The organism is Microbacterium proteolyticum (assembly GCF_029639405.1).
GTDB lineage: Bacteria > Actinomycetota > Actinomycetes > Actinomycetales > Microbacteriaceae > Microbacterium.
Map to the genome: position 1 here is coordinate 1,525,296 of NZ_CP121274.1, position 21,061 is coordinate 1,546,356.

General features: G+C 71.4%; 16 protein-coding genes and 3 tRNA genes. 8 read left to right on the top strand and 11 right to left on the bottom strand.

Translation table 11 applies throughout. The annotated features are described in order from the left end of the window. Nucleotides 1-23: 23 nt before the first annotated feature. From P8R59_RS07860 to P8R59_RS07870, 3 genes are all read left to right on the top strand, one after another. On the top strand, nt 24-596 hold the full coding sequence (locus tag P8R59_RS07860) for a DNA-3-methyladenine glycosylase I (protein WP_278103475.1): 573 nt from the start codon (nt 24-26) through the stop codon (nt 594-596). A 185-nt stretch (nt 597-781) separates the two neighbouring features. Then, entirely contained in the window at nt 782-2,323 is a 1,542-nt protein-coding gene (locus tag P8R59_RS07865) for a DEAD/DEAH box helicase (RefSeq protein ID WP_278103476.1), read from the top strand. A 125-nt stretch (nt 2,324-2,448) separates the two neighbouring features. Continuing rightward, the gene (locus tag P8R59_RS07870) at nt 2,449-4,794 is read left to right on the top strand and encodes an excinuclease ABC subunit UvrA (protein WP_278103477.1); all 2,346 of its coding nucleotides are present in this window, start codon (nt 2,449-2,451) and stop codon (nt 4,792-4,794) included. A gap of 55 nt (nt 4,795-4,849) precedes the next feature. Here the strand turns inward: P8R59_RS07870 and P8R59_RS07875 are convergent, their stop codons facing one another. From P8R59_RS07875 to P8R59_RS07905, 7 genes are all read right to left on the bottom strand, one after another. Further along, nucleotides 4,850-5,323 carry a dehydrogenase gene (locus P8R59_RS07875; protein ID WP_278103478.1) on the bottom strand — a complete coding sequence of 158 codons (474 nt, stop codon included), beginning with the start codon at nt 5,321-5,323 and terminating at the stop codon, nt 4,850-4,852. Between the two features lie 91 nt (nt 5,324-5,414). Then, a complete protein-coding gene (locus tag P8R59_RS07880; RefSeq protein WP_278103479.1) occupies nt 5,415-7,160 on the bottom strand; it encodes a cation:proton antiporter in 1,746 nt (581 codons plus the stop codon). Between the two features lie 45 nt (nt 7,161-7,205). After that, nucleotides 7,206-8,444 (bottom strand): kynureninase, encoded by a 1,239-nt coding sequence (locus P8R59_RS07885; protein WP_278103480.1) that lies wholly within the window; start codon nt 8,442-8,444, stop codon nt 7,206-7,208. Further along, nucleotides 8,434-9,369: an amidohydrolase family protein gene (locus P8R59_RS07890; protein ID WP_278103481.1), complete on the bottom strand. Its 936-nt coding sequence runs from the start codon at nt 9,367-9,369 to the stop codon at nt 8,434-8,436. Before P8R59_RS07890 ends, P8R59_RS07885 begins: the two co-directional genes overlap by 11 nt. A 9-nt stretch (nt 9,370-9,378) precedes the next feature. Beyond that, the gene (locus tag P8R59_RS07895) at nt 9,379-9,633 is read right to left on the bottom strand and encodes a glutaredoxin family protein (RefSeq protein WP_278103482.1); all 255 of its coding nucleotides are present in this window, start codon (nt 9,631-9,633) and stop codon (nt 9,379-9,381) included. A 45-nt stretch (nt 9,634-9,678) separates the two neighbouring features. Continuing rightward, nucleotides 9,679-10,803 (bottom strand): glycosyltransferase, encoded by a 1,125-nt coding sequence (locus P8R59_RS07900; protein WP_278103483.1) that lies wholly within the window; start codon nt 10,801-10,803, stop codon nt 9,679-9,681. Between the two features lie 135 nt (nt 10,804-10,938). Beyond that, nucleotides 10,939-12,093 (bottom strand): polysaccharide deacetylase family protein, encoded by a 1,155-nt coding sequence (locus tag P8R59_RS07905; protein ID WP_278103484.1) that lies wholly within the window; start codon nt 12,091-12,093, stop codon nt 10,939-10,941. A gap of 112 nt (nt 12,094-12,205) precedes the next feature. On the opposite strand from P8R59_RS07905, the gene P8R59_RS07910 reads away from it, so the two are divergent. The 4 genes from P8R59_RS07910 (at nt 12,206) to P8R59_RS07925 (ending at nt 17,489) form a co-directional block, all read left to right on the top strand. After that, the gene (locus P8R59_RS07910; RefSeq protein WP_278103485.1) at nt 12,206-13,162 is read left to right on the top strand and encodes a Gfo/Idh/MocA family protein; all 957 of its coding nucleotides are present in this window, start codon (nt 12,206-12,208) and stop codon (nt 13,160-13,162) included. A 43-nt stretch (nt 13,163-13,205) separates the two neighbouring features. Beyond that, nucleotides 13,206-14,399 (top strand): chromate efflux transporter, encoded by a 1,194-nt coding sequence (gene chrA, locus P8R59_RS07915; protein WP_278103486.1) that lies wholly within the window; start codon nt 13,206-13,208, stop codon nt 14,397-14,399. 34 nt (nt 14,400-14,433) lie between these two features. Beyond that, complete coding sequence (locus P8R59_RS07920) at nt 14,434-15,804, top strand: MDR family MFS transporter (RefSeq protein ID WP_278103487.1); 1,371 nt, start codon at nt 14,434-14,436, stop codon at nt 15,802-15,804. A gap of 101 nt (nt 15,805-15,905) precedes the next feature. Then, entirely contained in the window at nt 15,906-17,489 is a 1,584-nt protein-coding gene (locus P8R59_RS07925; RefSeq protein ID WP_278103488.1) for an AMP-binding protein, read from the top strand. A gap of 8 nt (nt 17,490-17,497) precedes the next feature. On the opposite strand, the gene P8R59_RS07930 is transcribed toward P8R59_RS07925, so the two are convergent. From P8R59_RS07930 to P8R59_RS07945, 4 genes are all read right to left on the bottom strand, one after another. Continuing rightward, nucleotides 17,498-18,883, bottom strand: a complete 1,386-nt coding sequence (locus P8R59_RS07930; RefSeq protein WP_278103489.1) for an MFS transporter — start codon at nt 18,881-18,883, stop codon at nt 17,498-17,500. Between the two features lie 160 nt (nt 18,884-19,043). Next, nucleotides 19,044-19,116 (bottom strand) — tRNA-Phe (locus P8R59_RS07935). 64 nt (nt 19,117-19,180) lie between these two features. After that, nucleotides 19,181-19,254 (bottom strand) — tRNA-Asp (locus tag P8R59_RS07940). Nucleotides 19,255-19,280: 26 nt separating this feature from the next. Next, nucleotides 19,281-19,353: transfer RNA gene (locus P8R59_RS07945), tRNA-Glu, on the bottom strand. A gap of 216 nt (nt 19,354-19,569) precedes the next feature. On the opposite strand from P8R59_RS07945, the gene P8R59_RS07950 reads away from it, so the two are divergent. Next, nucleotides 19,570-21,024 carry a M23 family metallopeptidase gene (locus P8R59_RS07950; RefSeq protein WP_278103490.1) on the top strand — a complete coding sequence of 485 codons (1,455 nt, stop codon included), beginning with the start codon at nt 19,570-19,572 and terminating at the stop codon, nt 21,022-21,024. The last annotated feature ends 37 nt before the right edge of the window (nt 21,025-21,061 follow it).

A 21,061-nucleotide genomic window follows, 5' to 3' on the forward strand; every position in this document is an offset into this window, starting at 1 on the left:
GACCCCCGGCCTACGCTGAGAGCATGAGCGACCTCATCATCGACGCCGACGGCGTCGCCCGGTGCGCGTGGGCCGGCGACGACACCGAGTACCGGCGCTACCACGACGAGGAGTGGGGCACCGAGTTGCGGGGCGACCGGCCGCTGTTCGAGAAGATGAGCCTCGAGGGCTTCCAGGCGGGTCTGTCGTGGATCACGATCCTGCGCAAGCGGCCGCGCTTCCGCGAGGTGTTCCACGGGTTCGAGCCGTCGATCGTCGCCGCGTTCGGGCCCGACGACGTCGATCGCCTGCTTCAGGATGCCGGGATCATCCGCCACCGCGGCAAGATCGAGGCCGTGATCGGCAACGCCGCCCTCGTCGCGGGCATGGACACCGGCGAGCTCGACGCCCTGCTGTGGTCGTTCGCTCCCGCCGCGCACACGCCTCCGTCATCGTTCGCCGAGGTTCCAGCCGTGACGCCTGAGTCCGAGGCGATGAGCAAAGAGCTGCGGCGCCGCGGGTTCCGCTTCGTCGGACCCACCACCATGTACGCGTTGATGCAGTCCTCGGGAATGGTCGACGATCACGTCGCGGGCTGCTGGCGAGCGGCGGCTTGACCGCACCCGCTAGACTGGATCCCGGAGCTCTCGCTCCCAGCGTCGTCGAACGCACCGGCCCCCTTCCCGCGGGCCTTTGACCTTCACGGCGAACGGATGCGCCACCCGGCGCCTTCGCCCATTGCAGCCGCAGCATCGCGGCATCCCGAACCGCCGTGCGTGCGTGCGCGCCGGCAGGAGACTTCATGACGTCCCAGAACTTCACCGACCTCGGCGTGCCCGCGCCGCTCATCGCCGTGCTCGCCGAGCAGGGCAAGAACGAGCCCTTCCCGATCCAGGCCGACACCCTGCCCGACACCCTCGCCGGGCGCGACGTGCTCGGCCGCGGCAAGACCGGCTCCGGCAAGACCCTCGCGTTCTCCCTGCCCCTCGTGGCGCGTCTGGCCGCGAAGAGCGACCGCCGCCGCGGTCGCAAGCCCCGCGCTCTCGTGCTCGCCCCCACCCGTGAGCTCGCCAACCAGATCGACGAGGTCATCAAGCCCCTCGCCGCGGCCTACGACCTCGTCACCACCACCGTCTACGGCGGCGTGAACCAGAAGCGTCAGGTCGACGCCCTGCGCGCCGGTGTCGACATCCTCGTCGCGTGCCCCGGCCGCCTCGAAGACCTCATCGGGCAGGGCTTCGCCGACCTCGGCGACGTCGAGATCACCGTCCTCGACGAGGCCGACCACATGGCCGACCTCGGCTTCCTCCCCGGCGTCACGCGTCTGCTGGCGCGCACGCCCGCCGACGGCCAGCGCCTGCTGTTCTCGGCGACTCTCGACAACGGCGTGGACAAGCTCGTCAAGCGCTTCCTCCGCAACGAGGTCCTGCACTCCGTCGACGAGGCCCACTCGCACGTCGCCGCGATGACCCACCACGTGTTCGTCCCGGCCGACGCGGATGCCAAGAAGAAGCTCGTCGAGACCCTCGCCTCCGGCACGGCTCGCCGCATCCTCTTCATGCGCACCAAGCACCAGGCCAAGAAGCTCGCGAAGGCGCTCACCGCCGCCGGCATCCCGACGGTGGACCTGCACGGCAACCTGTCGCAGCCCGCCCGCGACCGCAACCTCGCGGCCTTCGGCGAAGGCCGGGCGAAGGTCCTCGTCGCGACCGACGTCGCCGCTCGCGGTGTGCACGTCGACGGCGTCGAGCTCGTCGTCCACGTCGACCCGCCCGTCGAGCACAAGGCGTACCTGCACCGCTCCGGTCGCACCGCCCGCGCCGGTTCGGCCGGCGACGTCGTGACGATCATGCTGCCCGAGCAGCGTCGCGACACCCTCGACATCCTGCGCAAGGCCAAGATCGACGTCACCCCGCAGCCGGTCACCTCGGCCTCGCCCGAGGTCGTCGCGCTCGTCGGCGAGGTCGCGCCGTACGTCAAGCCCGAGCCGATCGTCGCGCAGCCCCAGGGCGGCGGACGTTCGCAGGGCGCCAACGCCCAGCGCAAGCGCGCGGCCCGCGGTCAGGGGTCCTCGGACGCCGCTCCCCGCGTGTCCGCCCCGGGCGAGGGCCGTCGTCGTCGCGGTCGCGGTGCGGGTCAGGCGGCCCCCGCGGCCGACGCGGCGCAGCCCGCTCGTCAGGGCCAGCGTTCGGGTGCCGGCCGCGGCCAGGGTGCCGGCGGCAACGCCCGCACGGGTGGCAACGCCGGTCGTCCGCAGAGCGCCGGGCGGTCGGCATCCGGCGCCCCCACGACGGGCATGGTCGTCGGGCGCAGCGCCCGCACCAACCGTCGCGCCCAGGGCTGACCCGCTCTTCTCGTCGCCCCCGCGGATCCGTCCGCGGGGGCGACGTCGTTCTTGGGGCGCGGGCGCGGTCGCGCATGTCGGAGGCCTCGGGCACACTGAGGGGCGACCCAGCCGAGGAGGCCGCCATGCCCGATGCCCCCGCCGACGCTCACGGCGTCATCCGCGTGCGCGGTGCGCGCGAGAACAACCTGAAGAACATCGACGTCGATGTGCCGAAGCGGCGCCTGACGGTGTTCACGGGCGTGAGCGGTTCGGGCAAGTCGTCGCTGGTGTTCGGCACGATCGCCGCCGAGTCGCAGCGGTTGATCAACGACACCTACCCGACGTTCGTCCAGCAGTTCATGGGGCAGCCCGCGCGGCCCGAGGTCGATGCGCTCGAGAACCTCAGCGCGACGATCCGCGTCGACCAGGAGCGCATGGCGCCCAATTCCCGCTCGACCGTCGGCACGGCGACCGACGTGCACGCGATGCTGCGCGTGCTCTTCAGCCGGCTCGGGCAGCCCCACGTCGGGTCGTCGCAGGCGTTCTCCTTCAACGTCCCGTCCCTCTCCGGCGCGGGAGCAGTAACGATCGCGACCGGAGCCCGCAAGGGGCAGAGGGAGCGGCGGTCGTTCGAGATCACCGGCGGCATGTGTCCGGACTGCGAGGGACTCGGGCAGGTGAGCGACATCGACGTCTCGCAGCTCGTCGACGAGTCGCTCTCGCTCAACGACGGCGCGATCCTCGTGCCCGGCTACACCGCCGACGGCTGGATGGTGCGGATCTTCGCCGAGGCGGGCTTCTTCGACGGTGACACCCCCGTGCGCGACTTCACCCCGGAGCAGCGGCAGACCTTCCTCTACGGCGAGCAGCGGAAGGTGCGGATCGCCAGCTCGAACATGACCTACGAGGGTCTCGTCCCGAAGATCACGAAGAGCATGCTGCAGAAGGACCGCGACGGGCTGCAGCCGCACATCCGCGCCTTCGTCGACCGAGCGGTGACCTTCGTGCCGTGCCCGGCATGCGACGGGACGCGCCTCAACGAGGGCGCCCGCTCGTCGCGCATCGACGGGATCAACATCGCGGATGCCGCGGCGATGCAGATCACCGACCTCGCCGCCTGGGTGCGCACCATCGACGACCCGTCCGTCGCGCCCATCGTGGACGGACTCCGCGACACGCTCGACGCCTTCGTCCACATCGGGCTCGGATACCTCTCCCTCGACCGCGCCAGCGGCACGCTCTCGGGGGGCGAGGCGCAGCGCACGAAGATGATCCGTCACCTCGGCTCGAGCCTGACCGACATCACGTACGTGTTCGACGAGCCGACCGCGGGCCTGCACCCGCACGACATCCAGCGGATGAACGACACCCTGCGCCAGCTGCGCGACAAGGGCAACACCGTGCTCGTCGTCGAGCACAAGCCCGAGGTCATCGAGATCGCCGACCATGTCGTCGACCTCGGGCCCCGCGCCGGTCGCGACGGCGGGACGATCCAGTACGAGGGCGATGTCGCCGGACTGCGCGGTTCCGACACGCTGACCGGCCGCTTCCTCGATCACCGCGCGCGACTGAGGCCTTCGGTCCGGGAGCGCACCGGCGCGCTGCCGATCCGCGGGGCGACCCAGCACAACCTCAAGAACGTCGACGTCGACGTCCCGCTCGGCATCCTGACCGTCGTGACCGGGGTCGCCGGTTCGGGCAAGTCGTCTCTCATCCACGGCAACCTTCCGGCCTTCGACGACGTCGTCGTCGTCGACCAGTCGCCCATCAAGGGATCCCGGCGAAGCAGCCCCGCGACCTACACCGGCATCCTCGATGCCGTGCGCACGGCCTTCGCGAAGGCGAACGGCGTCAAGCCAGCGCTGTTCAGCGCGAACTCCGAGGGTGCGTGTCCCGCGTGCAACGGGCTGGGCGTGATCGTCACGCAACTCGGCTTCCAGTCCACGGTCGAGACGGCCTGCGAACTCTGCGGGGGCACGGGCTTCGCGGACGAGGTGCTCGAGTACACCCTCGACGGCAGGAACATCGCCGAGGTGCTGCAGATGTCGATCGCCGAGGCGTCCGCGTTCCTCACGACGGGGCCCGCGGTCGCGGTGCTGGGTCGGCTGGTCGACGTGGGCCTCGGGTACATCACGCTCGGACAGTCGCTCAACACCCTGTCCGGCGGTGAGCGCCAGCGCCTGAAGCTGGCGATCTCGATGGCCAAGAAGGGGGCCGTGTACGTGCTCGACGAACCGACGACGGGCCTGCACCTCGCCGACGTCGACACCCTGCTGGCCCTCCTGGATTCCCTCGTGGATGCCGGCAACACCGTCGTCGTGATCGAGCATCACCAGGCGGTCATGGCGCACGCCGATTGGATCATCGACATCGGCCCGGGCGCGGGACGTGACGGCGGATCGATCGTGTTCGAGGGGGTTCCCGCCGACCTCGTGGCCGGCCGGTCCACCCTCACGGGCGAGCACCTCGCGCGCTACGTCGGATCCTGACCGACGCCCTCGAACGGTGGGGGGGCCGCGGGACGGGGCGCTCCGGCGGCGACGCTCAGGCCGGGGGAGTCACCGTCGCGGTGTGCAGGTGGCGGTCACCGTGGGCGAGCACCTTCACGATGACCCCGCGCTGGCGCAGCTCGGCCACGGCGCGCGAGGCGTCGGCGCGCGACACCCCGAGGGCTTCGAGGGTCGTGACGACCAGGACGTCGCCGCGCGTCAGGGTGCCGAAGAAGCGATCGAGACGGGCCGCCCAGTCCTCGAGGGTCTCGGGCGCCGGGTGGCGGAACCCCTCGATGGGCACGCCGAACCGGGTCAGATCGTCGCGCTGCTGCACGACGGAGGGAAGGCCGTCGCGCGAGACGACGAGTCCGACCAGGCGCGACCCGGCGGGACGAGCCCGCCACCACGCGCCGTCGCCCTGCATCTCGGTGAAGCACTGCGGGCAGTCGGCTGCGGTGTGCGCGACGGGGACGGCGGCGCTCGTGGCGTCCGCCGATGACGTCGGCGTCGGGATCGGATCGCTCATGGGCACCTCCACGTCCATTGTGCCGCACGCCGCGGCTCGCGACCGTCTCGTCCCGCGACCGTCTCGGCGGGACGGCGGGACGGCGGGACGCCTAGTCGTCGCCGTCGATGCGCAGCTCGAGGCTCAACTGGTCGGCGTCGAGTTCGGCCAGCGCATGACGGAGCGCCGCGGTGCTGTACCGCCCGTCGTGGCTGATGCGGTTCAGCTCCTGGCGCATCGCGTCGATCGAGGCGAGTCGCAGCTCCAGCAGGTCGCGCGCCCGCGTGGTGACGTCGTCGTCCGGCGGGCGGGTCAGCCGCGCCCCGGCCTGCTCGATGAGATCCGCGGGGAACGCCTCGCCGTTGCGGCGGGCGAGGGTACCCGACGTGACCGCGGCGACCGCGGCCTGTCGCAGCTCGGCATCCAGGGCGTGCTGTTCTTCGCGCGTGGGTCCTTCTCCGCCGCCCTCCGACAGTCCGACCGCGCGGACGACGGCCGTCAGCGTCAGCCCCTGCAGCAGCAGGCTGAACAGGGCCACGAGGAACGCGACGAAGATGAGCAGCGGGCGGTCCGACACGCCCTCGCTGGGCAGGGTCTGCGCGGCGGCGAGGGTGACGACGCCGCGCATCCCCGCCCACACGACGATGACGCCGTGGCGCCAACCGAGGGGGCTGTCGCGGTAGTAGTCGAGGTCGGCCGTGGTGCGGGCGAGCCGTCGGCGCATCCACGAGAATCGGCGTTCGGCGCGCTCGGGATCGGTTCCGCGGCGGCCGAACGTCTCGGGGTCGGAGCGATAGGCCTCTTGAAGCTGGTCGACCCGCTCCCCGATGCGTTCGGCGCGCTCGCGGTACCGGGAGTGCCCGCGGCTGCGTCGACCCTGCAGCCAGATCAGACCGGCGACGTACAGCGCTCGCACGCCGAGGGCGATACCGAGCGCCGAGAGCGCGAGCCACGTGCCGTACCAGAGCCCCTCGTGCTCCCGGAGGTTCGCGCCGACGATGTCCTTCAGCTCCAGGCCGAAGACGAGGAAGACGCCGCCCTCGAGGATGAGCTCGATGGTGCGCCAGTTGACGCGGTCGCTGACACGCTGCTCCGGGGTGAAGCGCCGGGCGGCGCCCTGACCCGTGACGATGCCCGCGACCACGGCGGCGACGAGTCCCGAGCCGCCGAGGTGCTCGGTCGGGAGGTACGCGATGAACGGAACGGTGAAGCTCAGCGCCGTGTTGGCCGCCGGATTGGTCACCCGCTCACGGATCCGCAGATTGCCCCACCCGACGAGCGCCCCCAGCGCGAGCGCCAGCAGCACGCCCCAGGCGAAGTTCGCGACGGCGTCGGCGAACGCGAATCCGGATGCCACGGCCGCCACCGCCGTGCGCAGGAGCACGAGCGCGGTCGCGTCGTTCAGCAGGCTCTCGCCCTCGAGCAGCGTGACCACGCGCGGAGCGATGCCCAGGCGCTTGGCGATGGAGGTGGCCACGGCATCCGTCGGGCTCAGGATCGCGCCCAACGCCACGCCGAGCGCGAGCCCCATGCCGGGGATGACCGCCCAGAAGAACAGGCCGAGTCCGAGCGCGCTCAGCACGACCAGCAGCACCGACAGCCCGGCGATGGGTGCGAAATCGCGGCGGAACTCGATCGCCGGGAGCTGCACGGCCGCCGAATAGAGCAGCGGGGGGAGCACGCCGATGAGGATCACCTCGGGCGGGACGGCGAACGCCGGCACGAACGGCAGCAGGCTCACCCCGAGCCCGATGGCCATGAGGACCAGGGGACCGGCGACGTTGAATCGCGGCGCGATCACGGTGACGAGGGAGATCACCACGATCCCGCCGACGATGATGAGGAGGGGGTCGACCACGCTCCGAGGCTAGCGCCGCCACCTTGTCGGTGACGACGTCACGCCTCAGCTCTCGGTGCGGACCGCCTCGGCGACGGCCATGAGTCCCGTGAGGGTTTCGGTGAAGCTCGTCGAGAGCGGGGCCAGTCCGATCCGCAGTCCGTGCGGGTCGCGGTAGTCGGGGATGACGTCCTGCTGCCACAGTCGCGCCGTGACCGCCCGCATCGCCGGGTGCGACAGCGTCACGTGCCCGCCGCGTTCCGAGGGGTCGCGCGGCGAGGCCAGCGTCACTCCGAGCGGGCTCAGGATGCCATCGCCCACCCGCAATGCGAACTCGGTCAGGGCCACGGATTTCGCGCGGATCGCCTCGATGCCGGCGTCGTCGATGAGATCCAGCGTGTCCTGCATCGCCAGCATCGCGAGGACCGGCGGGGTGCCCGACAGGAACCGCCGCATGCCGTCCGCCGGGCGGTATTCCGGTCCCATCGCGAAGACGTCGGCCGCGCCCATCCACCCCTGGATCGGCTGGGTGAGCGTCCCCTGATGCCGAGCCGCGACGTAGGCGAAGGCGGGTGCTCCGGGGCCGCCGTTCAGGTACTTGTAGGTGCAGCCGACCGCGAGGTCGACGCCCCACGCGTCGAGCGCGACGGGGACGGAACCCGCGGAATGGCAGAGGTCCCACAGCACGAGCGCGCCGGCGTCGTGGGCGATGCGGGTGAGATTCTCGGCATCCGCGAGATACCCGGAGCGGTAGGAGACGTGGCTGAGCAGGACGACGGCGGTCCGCGGGCCGACCGCGGCGCGGAGCAGGTCGGCATCCACCCCGCGGGCGGTGTCGACCTCGATCCACACGACCCGCGCGCCGCGCTCGGCTGCGATCCCCTCGACGAGGTACCGGTCGGTGGGGAAGTCGTCCCGCCCGACGACGATCTCGACGCGTTCCGGGTCGCTCGCCGAACGCTCGGAGAGCGCGGCCCGCAGCAGCTTGTAGAGCAGGACCGTCGTGGAGTCGCCGATGATCGTCTGCCCCGCCGCCGCGCCGAGGGTCAGGCGCCCGAGCCTGTCGCCGATCCGGAAGGGCAGGTCCATCCACGATTCGTCCCATCCTCGGATGAGGCGACCGCCCCACTCGGCCGTCACGAAATCGGCGAGTCGCCTCGCGGTGGCGCGCGGCGGCCTCCCGAGGGAGTTGCCGTCGAAGTAGACCAGGGACGTCTCGGCTCCGACGAAGGCGTCGCGGTGCGCCGCCAGCGGATCGGCCGCGTCCAGGGCTTCGGCCTCGGCGGCGAACGGTTCAGTCGACACGGCTGAGCTCCTCGGTCGGGACGACGATCGCGTGCGACAACCACGTCGCGATGTCGTCGGGGTCGGCGGGGGCGGGTCCGGCGACGAACGTGCGGACGCCGTCGGGGCCGGAGCGGGCGGGCCAGGGATCGCTGAGGGATGCCACGAGGGCGTCACCGCGCACGCCCGCGTCCTGCAGCGCGAGGAGCTCGCGGCGGTTGACGCCGAGGGGGAGCGGGCCGTTGCCGAGGTCGGTGCCGTAGAGGACGCGGCCGCCGCGCGCGGCGAACGCGCGCAGGTGGTGCACCGCTCGGGTGCGTGCGTCGCCGCGGTGGATGTCGAGGGTCGAGATCCACACCTGGCCGCTGTCCGCGGCGCGCGCGAGCAGCCGTCGGGACGGCGCGCCGTCGAAGGGTGCGTGGGCGAGGGCCTCGACGCCGAGGTCGATCGCCCGCTCGACCTGGCCGGCGCCCTGCGCGTGCGCGACGACCGGCAGGCCGCGTTCCCGCGCGGCGACGAGGATCGCGGCGAGGATCTCGTCCGACGGCACCGGGCCCGCGTCGGCGTTCAGAGCCACCTTGACGACCGAGGCGCCGGCGTCGGCCTGCGCGTCCACGGCGGTGCGGGCACCGCCGGGCTGGCCGGGATGCGGCGAGCCGTTCGAGACGGTGTGCACGATGGCGTCCGGTGCCCAGGACCGTCCGCCGGGGTATCCGCCCGGGACGGTGAGGAAGGCACCCGCGAAGGCGACGTGCGGAAGACCCCGAGCGATCCGCGCGAGGGCGACCGGGTCGCCACCGAGGTCGAGGACTCCGGCGATACCGCGCGCCGGCAACGCGTGCAGATCGACCAGGTGCGCGTGCACGTGGTGGTCGACGAACGCGGGAAGGGCCGTTCCGGTCTCACCGGTCGCGTGTCGGCGAACCGGCCACGCGGCGGTGAGCATCGGGCGGGGTCAGATCAGCGACAGCTCGCGGAGCTTGGCCTCGACGTCGGCGTTGGTGGGCTCGACGTGGTGCGAGGCGTCGGGGTAGACCACGACGGGGATGTTCGTGCGGCCCGAGATCTCCTTGGCCACGTCGGCCGCCGAGGGGTCGGCCACGAGGTCGACGTACTCGTAGGCGACGCCGAGGTCGTCGAGCTGCTTCTTCGTGCGGATGCAGTCACGGCACCAGTCGGCGCCGAACATGCGGATGGATGCGTCGGACATGCTTCCAGCGTACGCCGACCGGGGGTTGCCTGGTCGCGGGTGGGGTCAGGCGGCGAGTTCGTCTTCGAGGGTCTCGGGGAGGGGCATCTGCGCGAGGCGGCTGCGCTTGGGGGCGTAGACGACCAGCGCGTGGTACACGAACCGGACCACGAACGCCGCGATCAGCGTGAGGGCGGTGGCGATCACGACGTGCAGGTGCGCGGCGCTGACCAGCAGCCACAGCAGCGGGATCCGCACGAGCGCTTCGATGCCGTTGAAGGTGAACGACTTCAGGAACCGGTGGCGCATCAGCCCGGACTCGGCGCGCATGTCGGCGAACACCAGGTATTCCAGGGCGAGGAAGTTGCCCACGATGGTGAGCACGCTCGCGATGACCGACGCGATCAGGTACTGCACCCCCAGGCCTGTCAGCGCCCACGTGATGAGGAGGTTCGCGACCGCACCGATCCCGCCCACGACCGCGAACGCGGACATCCGCCCGAACCGCAGCATCGTGAGCTGGGTCAGGAACCGCAGGCCCTGACTGAACGACGCCTTCGACTCCCCCGCGAAGCGAGCCGCGAACGAGAACGGCACCTCGGCCACCCGCATCTGCTTACGGGCGAGGATCTCCAGAAGGATCTTGAACCCGCGCGGGCGCAGCCCCTCGACATCCAACGCGCGACGATCCACGAGGAAGAACCCCGTCATCGGGTCGGAGCAGTTGTGCAGCTTCCGCGGGAACATCGCCTTGGTCAGCATCGTCGATCCCCGCGAGACCAGCGTGCGCACCGCGTTGGCCAGCCCCTCGGACGTCCCACCCGCGATGTACCGGGACGCCACGACGACATCGGCGTCGCCGACCTCGGCACGGGCGAGGAGCTCGGCGATGACCTCCGGCGGGTGCTGCAGGTCACCATCCATCACGACACAGAAATCGGACTGCGCGGCCCGGATGCCATCGACCACCGCACCCCCGAGACCCCCCACGGGCTCGTCGCGGTGCAGCAACCGCACCGGAACCGAAGCCTCACCGGCCACGGCACGGATCACATCCGGGGTGTCATCGGTCGAATCGTCCACGAAGATGATCTCGACCGAACGACCCGGAACCGCAGCCGTCGTTCGACGGACAAGTTCGGCGACGTTCGGACCCTCGTTGAAGGTCGGAACGATGACGGAAAGGTCCATGAATGCTCGCGTTTCGGTGAAGCCGGAAGTACACAGCGTAGAACGGCCGACGCGTGCCCAAATGAGGATTGTGGATCATTTAGCTGGGAGGTAGCGGGGCGTGCATCCCCGGGAGCGGTGCCACGAGGCGCCGCGTCAGCCGATGGCATCCCTCAGATCGTCCACCGTCATGCCGTAGTTCATCCGGATGACGGGGAGCGCGAGCTTGTCCGTCCCGACGTGCACGTACCCGTGCTCGATGGTGCGGCCGAGCTCGAATCCGGCACGGCGGACGCCTTCCTTGGTCGTCTCGTCGTAATGCCCGAAGGGGTAGGCCACGACCTCCTTCGCGCCGAGGATCGCGGCGGACTGCTCCAGATCGGCGGCGATGGTGTCGGCGTCGTCGTTCACCATGCGACCCTTGCCGTTCGCGCCGGCGCGGTGCATGTCGTGCGTGTGCGAGCGCTGCAGGACGAAGCGGTTGGGCGTCCCCTCGGTGCGTGCCGAGGTGATGACGAACGACGTGGTGAGCAGGTTGCGCCCGTCGACGACCGGGGCCGCCTGTTCGAGCCACGTGCTGTCGGCGTCGTCGTCGGTGATGATGACCGAGTGCTTCGGCAGGAACAGGGCTCCGTCGATGAAGGCGCTCAGCTCGTCCCACGTCGGCAAGTAGAAACCGGACTGCTGGATGTAGGCCATCTGCGCGTCGAAGTCGCCGATGTAGGTGTAGTTCGCGCGCAGCCAGTTGTCCTCGCCCTCGGGATTCCGCGTGAACTGGTGGTACATCAGGATCGGGATGCCGGCATCCTCCGCCGTATTCGCCTCGGGCGTCGTCCACGCGGCGTACAACGTCTTCTCGCGGCCGGTGCACGCGACGAGGTCGGCCCCGTTCACCCGCGCCGGGAGCGTCAGGGCGGCCGCGTCGGCGGCGCTGGCGTACCAGCCGGCGAAGACGCGACCCTCGGCCCGGGGGATCGGGAGCTGGTCGAAGCGCACGTCCTGCGTCTGCAGTTGCGGGTCGAGAGCGATGCCCTCGCCCGCGAACGACACGGCGCACGCGCGAGGGTCGGTGGCCGTGGACAGGAGCTGCTGCGCGGCCGTGAGCGGCGTCGGGGTGGGGGTGGGCGTCGGAGTGGACGTCGGGCTCGGCGTCGGCGGGGTCTCCGCCACGGGCAGGCCGGTCGACCCGCGCAGCACCGCGAACAGGGACACGCCGCCCGCGATGAGGGCGACGGCCACGACCGCGACGATCGTGCGGCGCAGGCGGACCCGCCGCGAAGTGAGGCGGCGTCGTTGCGCGCGCGTGACCATCGAATCTTCCCCCGGGTTGCGACGATCGTCCCCACGATCAGGGCGATCCTAGCGGGACGGATTGCGCAATCCCCGGACGCCCGCGCGGGTGAGGACACGGGATGATGAGGGGATGATCCGCATCGGCATCGTCGGCACGAGTTCCATCTCCGAGCAGCTGGCGCGGGCCGTGCACGCCGTCGACGGCGTCGAGCTCGGACGGGTGGCCTCCCGCGACCTCCCCCGGGGGCGGGATTTCGCCGAACGGGTCGGGGCGCCGGGCGTCGCCGACGGCCTCGCGGGGCTGCTCGACGCCGGTGACAGCGACGCCGTGTACATCGCGAGCCCCAACTCCGTGCACGCCGAGCAGGTGCGGGCGGCGGTGGATGCCGGCATCCCGGTGCTCGTCGAGAAGCCGGCGACCCTCACGGCGGAGGAGTGGGAAGAGCTGGTCGAGCTCGCCCGCGAACGGGAGGTCGTGCTGCTCGAGGCGATGCGCACGGCCTACGACCCCGGCATCCAAACGATCCAGGAGCTCCTGCCGCGGCTCGGCCGGATCCGCCGGGTCTCGTTCCGGTACGAGAAGCGCTCCGCGCGGTACGACCACGTGCTGGCCGGCGAGCCGACGAACATCTTCGACCCCGCGCTCGGGGGCAGCGCCCTGCGCGATCTGGGCGTCTACCCCCTGCACGCGCTCGTGCTCCTCTTCGGCGATCCCCGCGACATCGTGGGAGCGCGCGTGGGGATCGCCTCGGGTACGGACGGGCTCGGCAGCGCGATCGCCGAGTACGACGGATTCCTCGCCGACGTGGCCTGGTCGAAGATCACCGACACGTCCCTGCCGAGCGAGATCCAGGGCGAGGAGGCCTCTCTCTCCATCGACGCCATCGATGCGCCGCGACGGCTGGTCCTCACGCCGCGCGGAGGAGAACCCGAGACCCGCGACGTCGCCGCCCCCGGGAACCCGATGATCGGCGAGGTCGAGCGCCTCCGTGACGCCGTACGCGGGGCCGACGTCTCCATCGACCAGGACCGCACCACCCGCACGCTGCGCCTGGTCGACGCGCTCCTGCGCCGGCCGCTCCGCTGAGCGGATTCACCCGCCGTTTCCCCGGGCGCGTTAGGAACGACGGATGACACGAGCCGGAACAGTTCCCGAGGTCTTCCTCGCGTTCCTGCGACTAGGAGTGACGTCGTTCGGCGGACCGATCGCGCACCTCGGGTACTTCCGCGACGATCTCGTCACCCGGCGGCGGTGGATGGACGACCGTGCGTACGCCGACCTCGTCGCGCTGTGCCAGTTCCTGCCGGGCCCCGCGTCCAGCCAGGTCGGCTTCGCGATGGGCCTGCAGCGCGCCGGGTTCTGGGGCGCGATCGTGGCGTTCCTGGGCTTCACCCTGCCGTCCGCCGTGCTGCTCGTCGCGTTCGCCGCGGGCGCCTCGCTCTTCGGCGGACCGGTGGGCGGCGGCATACTCGACGGCTTGAAGATCGTCGCGGTCGCGATCGTCGCCCAGGCCGTGTGGGGGATGGCCCGCTCTCTCACGCCCGACGCTCCCCGCGCCGGGATCGCGGTAGTCGCCGCGGCGCTCGCTCTGTTCGCCCCGGGCGCGGTCGGACAGCTGGGGGCGCTGGCGATCGGCGTCGTGGCGGGTCTCGTCCTGCTGCGCGAGGCTGCGGAGGAGCCGGGGGAGACCCTGCCCTCGTTCGGCGTGCACCGTGCCGTCGCGATCGGAAGCCTCGTGGTCGCCGCCGCCGCACTCATCGGACTCCCGCTCCTCGCGGCGACCACGGGATCGGGGCTCGTCGCGCTCGCCGACGCCTTCTTCCGATCCGGCGCGCTCGTGTTCGGCGGAGGCCACGTGGTCCTCCCGCTGCTGCAGGCCGAGGTCGTGCAGACCGGGTGGGTGTCGCCCGACGTGTTCCTGGCGGGCTACGGCGCTGCCCAGGCCGTCCCGGGGCCGCTGTTCACGTTCGCCGCCTACCTCGGAGCCGTCTCCTCGGTCGGGCCCGGGGGCGTCGCGGGGGCGGCGGTCGCTCTCGCGGCGATCTTCCTCCCCGGCTTCCTCGTGCTCGTCGGGGTTCTGCCGTTCTGGGACGCGTTGCGCGGTCGCCCCCGCGTCCGCGCGGCGATGCGGGGGGCGAACGCGGCCGTCGTCGGCATCCTCGGGGCGGCGCTGTACACCCCCGTGTTCACCACGGCGGTCACCGGCCCCGGGCCGTTCGTGCTCGCGCTCATCGGCTTCGTGCTGCTGACGAGGTTCCGCGCGCCGGCGTGGGTCGTCGTGATCGTCGGGGCGATCGGCGGGGTGATCGCCGCTCTCCTCTGACGTAGCGGCCCGTCCCCGAGGCGAGGATGGTCGGGTGACGGAGGAACGTGCGACCCGGCGGCTGGTCATCGCACTCATCGTCGGCGGGATCATGCCCGTCGTGGACACCACGATCGTCGCGATCGGACTGCACCGGATCGGCGAAGACCTCGGCGCCGATGTCGCGACGCTGCAGTGGGTGTCGACGGTCTATCTGCTAGCACTGGCCGTGGTCATCCCCGTCGCCGGATGGGTGCAGGCCCGCCTCGGGGACCGGAACGCCTGGATCCTGGCATCCGGGATCTTCCTCGCGGCATCCGTCCTGTGCGCGGCGGCGAGCGGCATCGGCGAGCTCATCGCGTTCCGGGCTCTCCAGGGCGCGGGCGCGGGGCTCCTGCTCCCGCTCATGCAGACACTGCCGATGCAGCGCACGCCGCGCGCGGCGATGGCGCGCACCATGGCGGTGATGAGCGTGCCGATCTCGCTCGGCCCCGTGATCGGCCCGGTGCTCGGCGGTCTCGTCCTCAGCACCCTGGACTGGCGGTGGCTCTTCCTCATCAACCTGCCGCTGGGGGCGGTCGGTCTCGTCCTCGCCGTCCTGTGGCTGCCGGGCGGTCGGTCGGGTGCCCGGACGACTCTGGATGCCATCGGCCTCCTGCTCCTGGCCCCCGGTCTCGTCGGCGTGCTGCTGGCGCTGTCGAATCTTGCCGGCGGAACCGGTGCGGGGGAGGTCGCCGTGTGGCTGCCGGCGGTGGTCGGGCTGGTGCTGCTCGTGGCGTTCGTACCGTGGACCCTCGGTCGGCGCGATCCGCTGGTCGACCTCCGCCTCCTCGGCGTCCGGACTCTGCGCGCTTCGACCGTCGCCATGGCGTTCTTGGGCGCGAACCTCTACGCGGCGACCTTCCTGCTCCCGCTCGCGCTCCAGGCCGATCGCGGGGTGTCGGTGCTGGAGGCGGCTCTCCTGCTGATCCCGCAGGGCGTCGGCTCGCTGCTCGCCCGTGCCGGTGCCGGACGCCTGGTCGCGCGCTGGGGTCCGCGTGCGGTCGCGATCTCGGGTTTCGCCCTGGTCGCGGTGATGACCGTGCCCTTCGCCCTCGACGACGGCACGCTCGCGCTCGCGGTGTGGGCCGTGGTGCTGTTCGTCCGGGGCCTGGGGCTGGGAGTCGTGCTGGTCCCCATCATGGCGTCGGGGTACCTCGACGTGGCCCCCGACCGGATGCCGCACGCCTCCGCCTTCTCCCGCATGGCGCAGCAGCTCGGCGGCGCCTTCGGCACGGCCACGGCGGCTCTCGTGCTCGCCGCGGTGACGACGGCATCCGGGACCCGTGTCGGATTCGACGCGGCGTTCGTCGTGGTGATCGGGATCTGCGCGGCCGCGATGGCCGCCTCCCTGGCGCTCCCGGGTCGCCGGGGCGTCGTGCGCTGAGAGTCGCCTGAGCCTGCGTATCAAGGCGCGTGACACCGGGTTCCGCCTTTGGCAGGATGAGCGCACGGCGGCGTCGCCGCGTCGGTATCGAAGGAGATCCCGTGTTCCAGAGCCCTTACCCGCGCATCGACGTTCCGTCGCACAGCGTCTACGACCACCTCTTCGGCTCGCTCGACGAGGACGACCTCGACCGCGTCGCACTGATCGACCCCGCGTCGGGCGACGAGACGACCTACGGCCGCCTGCGGGCCCAGGTCGACGCGTTCGCCGGCGCATTGGCCCACCGGGGCGTCGGCGCCGACACGGTCGTCGCGCTGCTGTGCCCCAACATCCCCGCGTTCGCGACGGTCTTCCACGGCATCCTTCGTCTAGGCGCCGCCGTGACGACGGTCAACTCCCTCTACACCGCGCACGAGATCGAGACGCAGCTGACGGATGCCGGGGCCACCTGGCTCGTCACCGTGTCGCCGCTGCTTGGACCCGCTGCGGAAGCGGCCGCCGCGGCCGGTATCCCCGACGACCGTGTGATCGTGCTGGACGGCGCTCCGGGCCACCCCGACCTGCGGTCGCTGCTCGCCGAGCAGCGCACCCCGCCCGCCGTCGACTTCGATCCCGAGACGCACGTGGCCGTGCTGCCGTACTCGTCGGGGACGACGGGGGTGCCGAAGGGGGTGATGCTCTCGCACCGGAACCTCGTGGCGAACGTGGATCAGTGCCGCGTGAGCATCCGGCTCGGGAGCGACGACCGCGTCCTCGCGGTGCTGCCGTTCTTCCACATCTACGGGATGACGGTGCTGCTGAACCTGGCTCTCCGGCAGCGCGCGACCCTCGTCACGATGCCGAAGTTCGATCTGCTCGCCTTCCTCCGGTGTATCCAGGCGCACCGCTGCACCTTTCTCTTCATCGCGCCGCCGATCGCGGTGGCCCTCGCGAAGCACCCCGTCGTCGACGACTTCGACATCTCGAGCGTCCACACCGTGTTCTCGGGCGCGGCGCCCCTGGACGGCGAGACGGCCGAGACCGCCGGTCGTCGCATCCACGCGCGGTTCTTCCAGGGTTACGGGATGAGTGAGCTCAGCCCGGTGTCGCACGCGATCCCGCCGGAGCGCGACGACATGCCCGTGAGCTCGGTGGGCGTGCTCATCCCCAACGTCGAGGCGAAGCTCGTCGACACCGAGACCGGTGCCGAGATCGAGGAGCACGGCGCCGACGGACTGACCGCTCCCGGCGAGCTGTGGGTGCGCGGGCCGAACGTGATGCTCGGCTACCTCAATCGTCCGGATGCCACCGCCGACACGATCGACGCCGACGGCTTGCTCCACACCGGTGACATCGCCACGCACCACGTCGACGGGTACTTCACGATCGTGGACCGACTGAAGGAGCTCATCAAGTACAAGGGCTATCAGATCGCCCCCGCCGAGCTCGAGGCGCTGCTGCTGTCGCATCCGAGAATCCAGGATGCCGCTGTCATCGGCGTCCTCGACGAGGACAAGCAGGAGATCCCGAAGGCGTTCGTGGTCGTCGCGCCGGGTGCGGAGCTGACAGCGGAGGACGTCATGGAGTTCGTCGCCGGGGAGGTCGCGCCGCACAAGAAGGTGCGGCGGGTGGAGTTCATCGACGCCATCCCCAAGTCCGCGTCGGGGAAGATCCTGCGGAAGGACCTGCGCGCCCGGGAGGGATGACGCAGGTCTCACACGCGGCGAAGGGCCCAGACCATCGCGAGGCCGGCCACGACGAGGAGCCCCGCGGAGGTCGCGACGGCGGCATGGAAGCCGCCCGCGATCGAGGGGGCGGAGACGGCGACGGCGCCGAGGACGGCCGTGCCGAAGCCGCCGCCGAGGTCGTAGGAGATCTCCTCCAGCGCGGCCGCGCCCCCGACTTCGTGCACCCCCGCGGACGACACGATGAGATCGTTCGCGCTGACCGCGGCGATCTCGACGGCGAGCCCCGCCAGCGCCGTCGTGGCGGCGAACACCGCGAGGTTCACGGGCTCACCCGCGAGCGTGAGGCCGGCCAGCGCGAGCCCCGCGACGGTCAGCGTCGACGCGATCGTCGCGCGGTGCCGCAGGAGTCGCAGCACCCACGGCGACAGCAGCGCGCCGACCACCGTGGCCAGAGCGAGCGGGACGAGGGCGATCGCGGCATCCAGCGGAGCGAAGCCGCGCTCGAGTTGGAGGTAGCGCGCGAACTGCAGCTCGAGGCCGACGATCGCGAACATCGCCAACGCCACCGCGATGAGCGCGCTCGAGAACGCGGCGTTGCGGAAGAGCGCCATGTCCAGCGTGGGCTGCTCACCCCGGCGGCCCAGCCCGAACTGCCGCCGGACGAACGCCCACCCGAGGCCGAGCGAGAGCACCGTGCCCCCGATGAACACCTCGACGTGGTGCTCGGCGAGACTGTTCGCCGCGACGGCGGCCGCGAGCACCGCTCCGATCGCGAGGCCCTGACTGGCCAGGTCGGTGCTGCCGGGGCGATCCGAGCGCGATTCCGGCACCCACCGCAGCGCCGTGGCGATCACGAGCGCCGCGAGCGGCACGTTCACGAGGAACACCCCGCCCCACCAGCTGTGCGCGACGATGACCCCGCCGATGACCGGGCCCGCCGCCGCCGCGGCCGCCGACGACATCGACCAGATCGCGACCGCCCGGACCCGCCTCTGCCGATCCGGGTAGGCAACGCGCAGCAGCGACATCGTCGGGGGCAGGATGCCGGCGGCCCCCACCGCCATCGCGGCACGGGCGGCGATGAGCCAGACGGGTCCGGGGGCGAAGGCCGCCGCGGCCGAGGCCGCCGCGAACAGCGCCATCCCGACGACGAGGAACAGCCGCCGGCCGTAGCGGTCGCTCAGGACGCCCGCCGACAGCAGGAGCGGCGCGATCACGAACGGGAACGCGTCGATGATCCAGAGCAGCTCGGCGTCGGTGGCGGGGAGCTCTCGCGCGATCGTGGGGGCGACCACGTGGAGCACGGTGACGTCGATGGAGACGAGGGCGAGCGCGCCGCAGACGGTCGCGAGGACGAGGCCGGGTCGGGTGCGGCGCCGGCCATCCACCTCGAGCGGCACCGATTCGTTCACCGGTTCATCGTGCCCGTTCGAACGCCCGGTGGGGAGAGCCTCACCCGGACGGGTGACGCGGGGCGCGGGCACGTGGCGCGAGGGCGCCGGAAAAAGACGAAACCCCCGCGATGTAGAAGCTACGCGAGGGTTCCTGGGGTGACTGTAACGGTCACCCGTGTGGCTCCGACCGGCATCGATCCGGTGACCTTTCGATTTTCAGTCGAACGCTCTACCAACTGAGCTACAGAGCCGAGCGGCATGTCTGCCGCTTCCTAAACGAAAGGCCTCCTCGAAAGAAGGCCCGTCGCTGTGGAGCGACCCTGACGGGACTTGAACCCGCGACCTCCGCCGTGACAGGGCGGCACGCTAACCAACTGCGCTACAGGGCCATGCTTGTTCAATTATGTTCGGCGAGTGACCCCAACGGGATTCGAACCCGTGCTACCGCCGTGAAAGGGCGGCGTCCTAGGCCGCTAAACGATGGGGCCGGATGAACCCCGAAATCCTGCGATTCCGTGCTCACTTGCCGACGACCGAGCCTACTTCATGATTCTCGAGATTGCCAATCGGGGGCGTGGCGGTCCTCGTCCCCGGCGTGTCGAGGGGCCAGACTGGGCCGCGGCAGCGGGAACTCGCCCTGTTGTTCGTGTGATTCGTGTTGCTACTGTGGTGCGAGTTGCGAACCGGTGAGATGAGGTATTCCCGTGACGCCTGAACCCCCCGAAGGCGCGGACGACTGCGGTTGCGCGCCCAGCCCCAGCGAGCGCGCACGTCTGTGGCCCTCGCTCGACCGCCGCGGAGCGTTGCGACTGGGTGCCTTCGGCGCCGTCGCCCTCGGCGCGATCGGCGCCACGGTGCCCTCCTTCATCTCGTCGTCCCCCGCCTTCGCCGCCGACTACCCGTCCTGGGCCGATGTCGAGGCCGCGCGAGCCAATGAAGCTGCCAAGGGCGCCGAGATCACCCGCATCCAGGGTCTGATCGCCGGCCTGCAGTCCGAGGTCGAGCGCACGCAGGCCGAGGTGGTCGCCCGGTCCGACGAGTACTACACCGCGCAGCAGGCCTTCTTCGACGCCGACTACCGCGCGCAGCAGCTGCGCTCGCAAGCCGACGCCGAGGCCGCCAAGGCGACGGATGCCGCGACCAAGGCCGGCAAGGTGGCCGCGCAGCTCTACCGCTCCGGCGGCGACGATACCTCCCTCGACCTCTTCTTCTCGGGCTCGGCAGCCAGCGCCGACGATCTCCTCGCGAAGCTCGGCACGATGGACAAGCTGCTCGACCGCAACCGTTCGGTGTACGCGGCCGCGGTCGCCGCCCGTGACAGCGCGAAGAACCTCAGCGGCCAGGCCGACGACGCCAAGGCCGAGCGCGACCGCCTGCAGAAGATCGCCGAAGACAAGATGGTCGCCGCGCAGCAGGCGGCCGCCGCCGCGCAGGCCGCTCTGGCCGAGCAGCAGGCGAATCAGGTCGTTCTGCAGGCGCAGCTCGCCGCCCTGCAGGACACGACCGCAAAGACGGTCGCCGACTACCAGGCTGGTGTCGAGGCCGAGCGCAAGGCCCGCGAGGAGCGTGAGCGCAAAGCCCGCGAAGAGGCCGAGGCGCGAGACCGTGCCGCCCGAGAGGCCGCCGCGGCTGCGGCGGCCGCGGCCGCTGCGAACAACAACAACAGCGGCGGTGGAGGCGGCAGCAGCGGCGGCGGCGGCGGGAGCAGCGGTGGTGGTGGCGGCGGAGAGGTCGTCAGCTCGGGTTGGGCGCGACCGTCCTGGGCGGGAACGACGTCGGGCTATGGACCCCGCACCGGGCAGTGCGGGGCGAGCTACTGCGCGAGCACCTGGCACCTCGGACTCGACTTCGGTGCGAGCTGCTGGTCGCCGATCTACGCCGCGGCGAGCGGGCGCGTCACGTACGCCGGCCCGAACAGCGGGTACGGCAACTACATCCGCATCCAGCACGACGACGGCTCGGGCACCGGGTACGCCCACATCGTCGCCGGTGGCATCTACGTCTCCTACGGCCAGCGCGTGTCCGCCGGTCAGCAGATCGCCGCGACCGGGCAGACGGGCAACTCCTTCGGATGCCACCTCCACTTCGAGGTCTACCCGCCGTGGGGCGGGACGACCGACCCCGCGCCGTGGCTGCGCGATCGCGGCGTCTGGGTCTGAGCCAACGCGAAAGCCCCCGGTCGATGACCGGGGGCTT

Excerpts from the sequence above, each read along its gene's own strand:
- P8R59_RS07860 (WP_278103475.1), top strand. The coding sequence starts at position 24 with ATGAGCGACCTCATCATCGACGCCGACGGCGTCGCCCGGTGCGCGTGG.
- P8R59_RS07865 (WP_278103476.1), top strand. The coding sequence starts at position 782 with ATGACGTCCCAGAACTTCACCGACCTCGGCGTGCCCGCGCCGCTCATC.
- P8R59_RS07870 (WP_278103477.1), top strand. The coding sequence starts at position 2,449 with ATGCCCGATGCCCCCGCCGACGCTCACGGCGTCATCCGCGTGCGCGGT.
- P8R59_RS07875 (WP_278103478.1), bottom strand. The coding sequence starts at position 5,323 with ATGAGCGATCCGATCCCGACGCCGACGTCATCGGCGGACGCCACGAGC.
- P8R59_RS07890 (WP_278103481.1), bottom strand. The coding sequence starts at position 9,369 with ATGCTCACCGCCGCGTGGCCGGTTCGCCGACACGCGACCGGTGAGACC.
- P8R59_RS07895 (WP_278103482.1), bottom strand. The coding sequence starts at position 9,633 with ATGTCCGACGCATCCATCCGCATGTTCGGCGCCGACTGGTGCCGTGAC.
- P8R59_RS07900 (WP_278103483.1), bottom strand. The coding sequence starts at position 10,803 with ATGGACCTTTCCGTCATCGTTCCGACCTTCAACGAGGGTCCGAACGTC.
- P8R59_RS07905 (WP_278103484.1), bottom strand. The coding sequence starts at position 12,093 with ATGGTCACGCGCGCGCAACGACGCCGCCTCACTTCGCGGCGGGTCCGC.
- P8R59_RS07910 (WP_278103485.1), top strand. The coding sequence starts at position 12,206 with ATGATCCGCATCGGCATCGTCGGCACGAGTTCCATCTCCGAGCAGCTG.
- chrA (WP_278103486.1), top strand. The coding sequence starts at position 13,206 with ATGACACGAGCCGGAACAGTTCCCGAGGTCTTCCTCGCGTTCCTGCGA.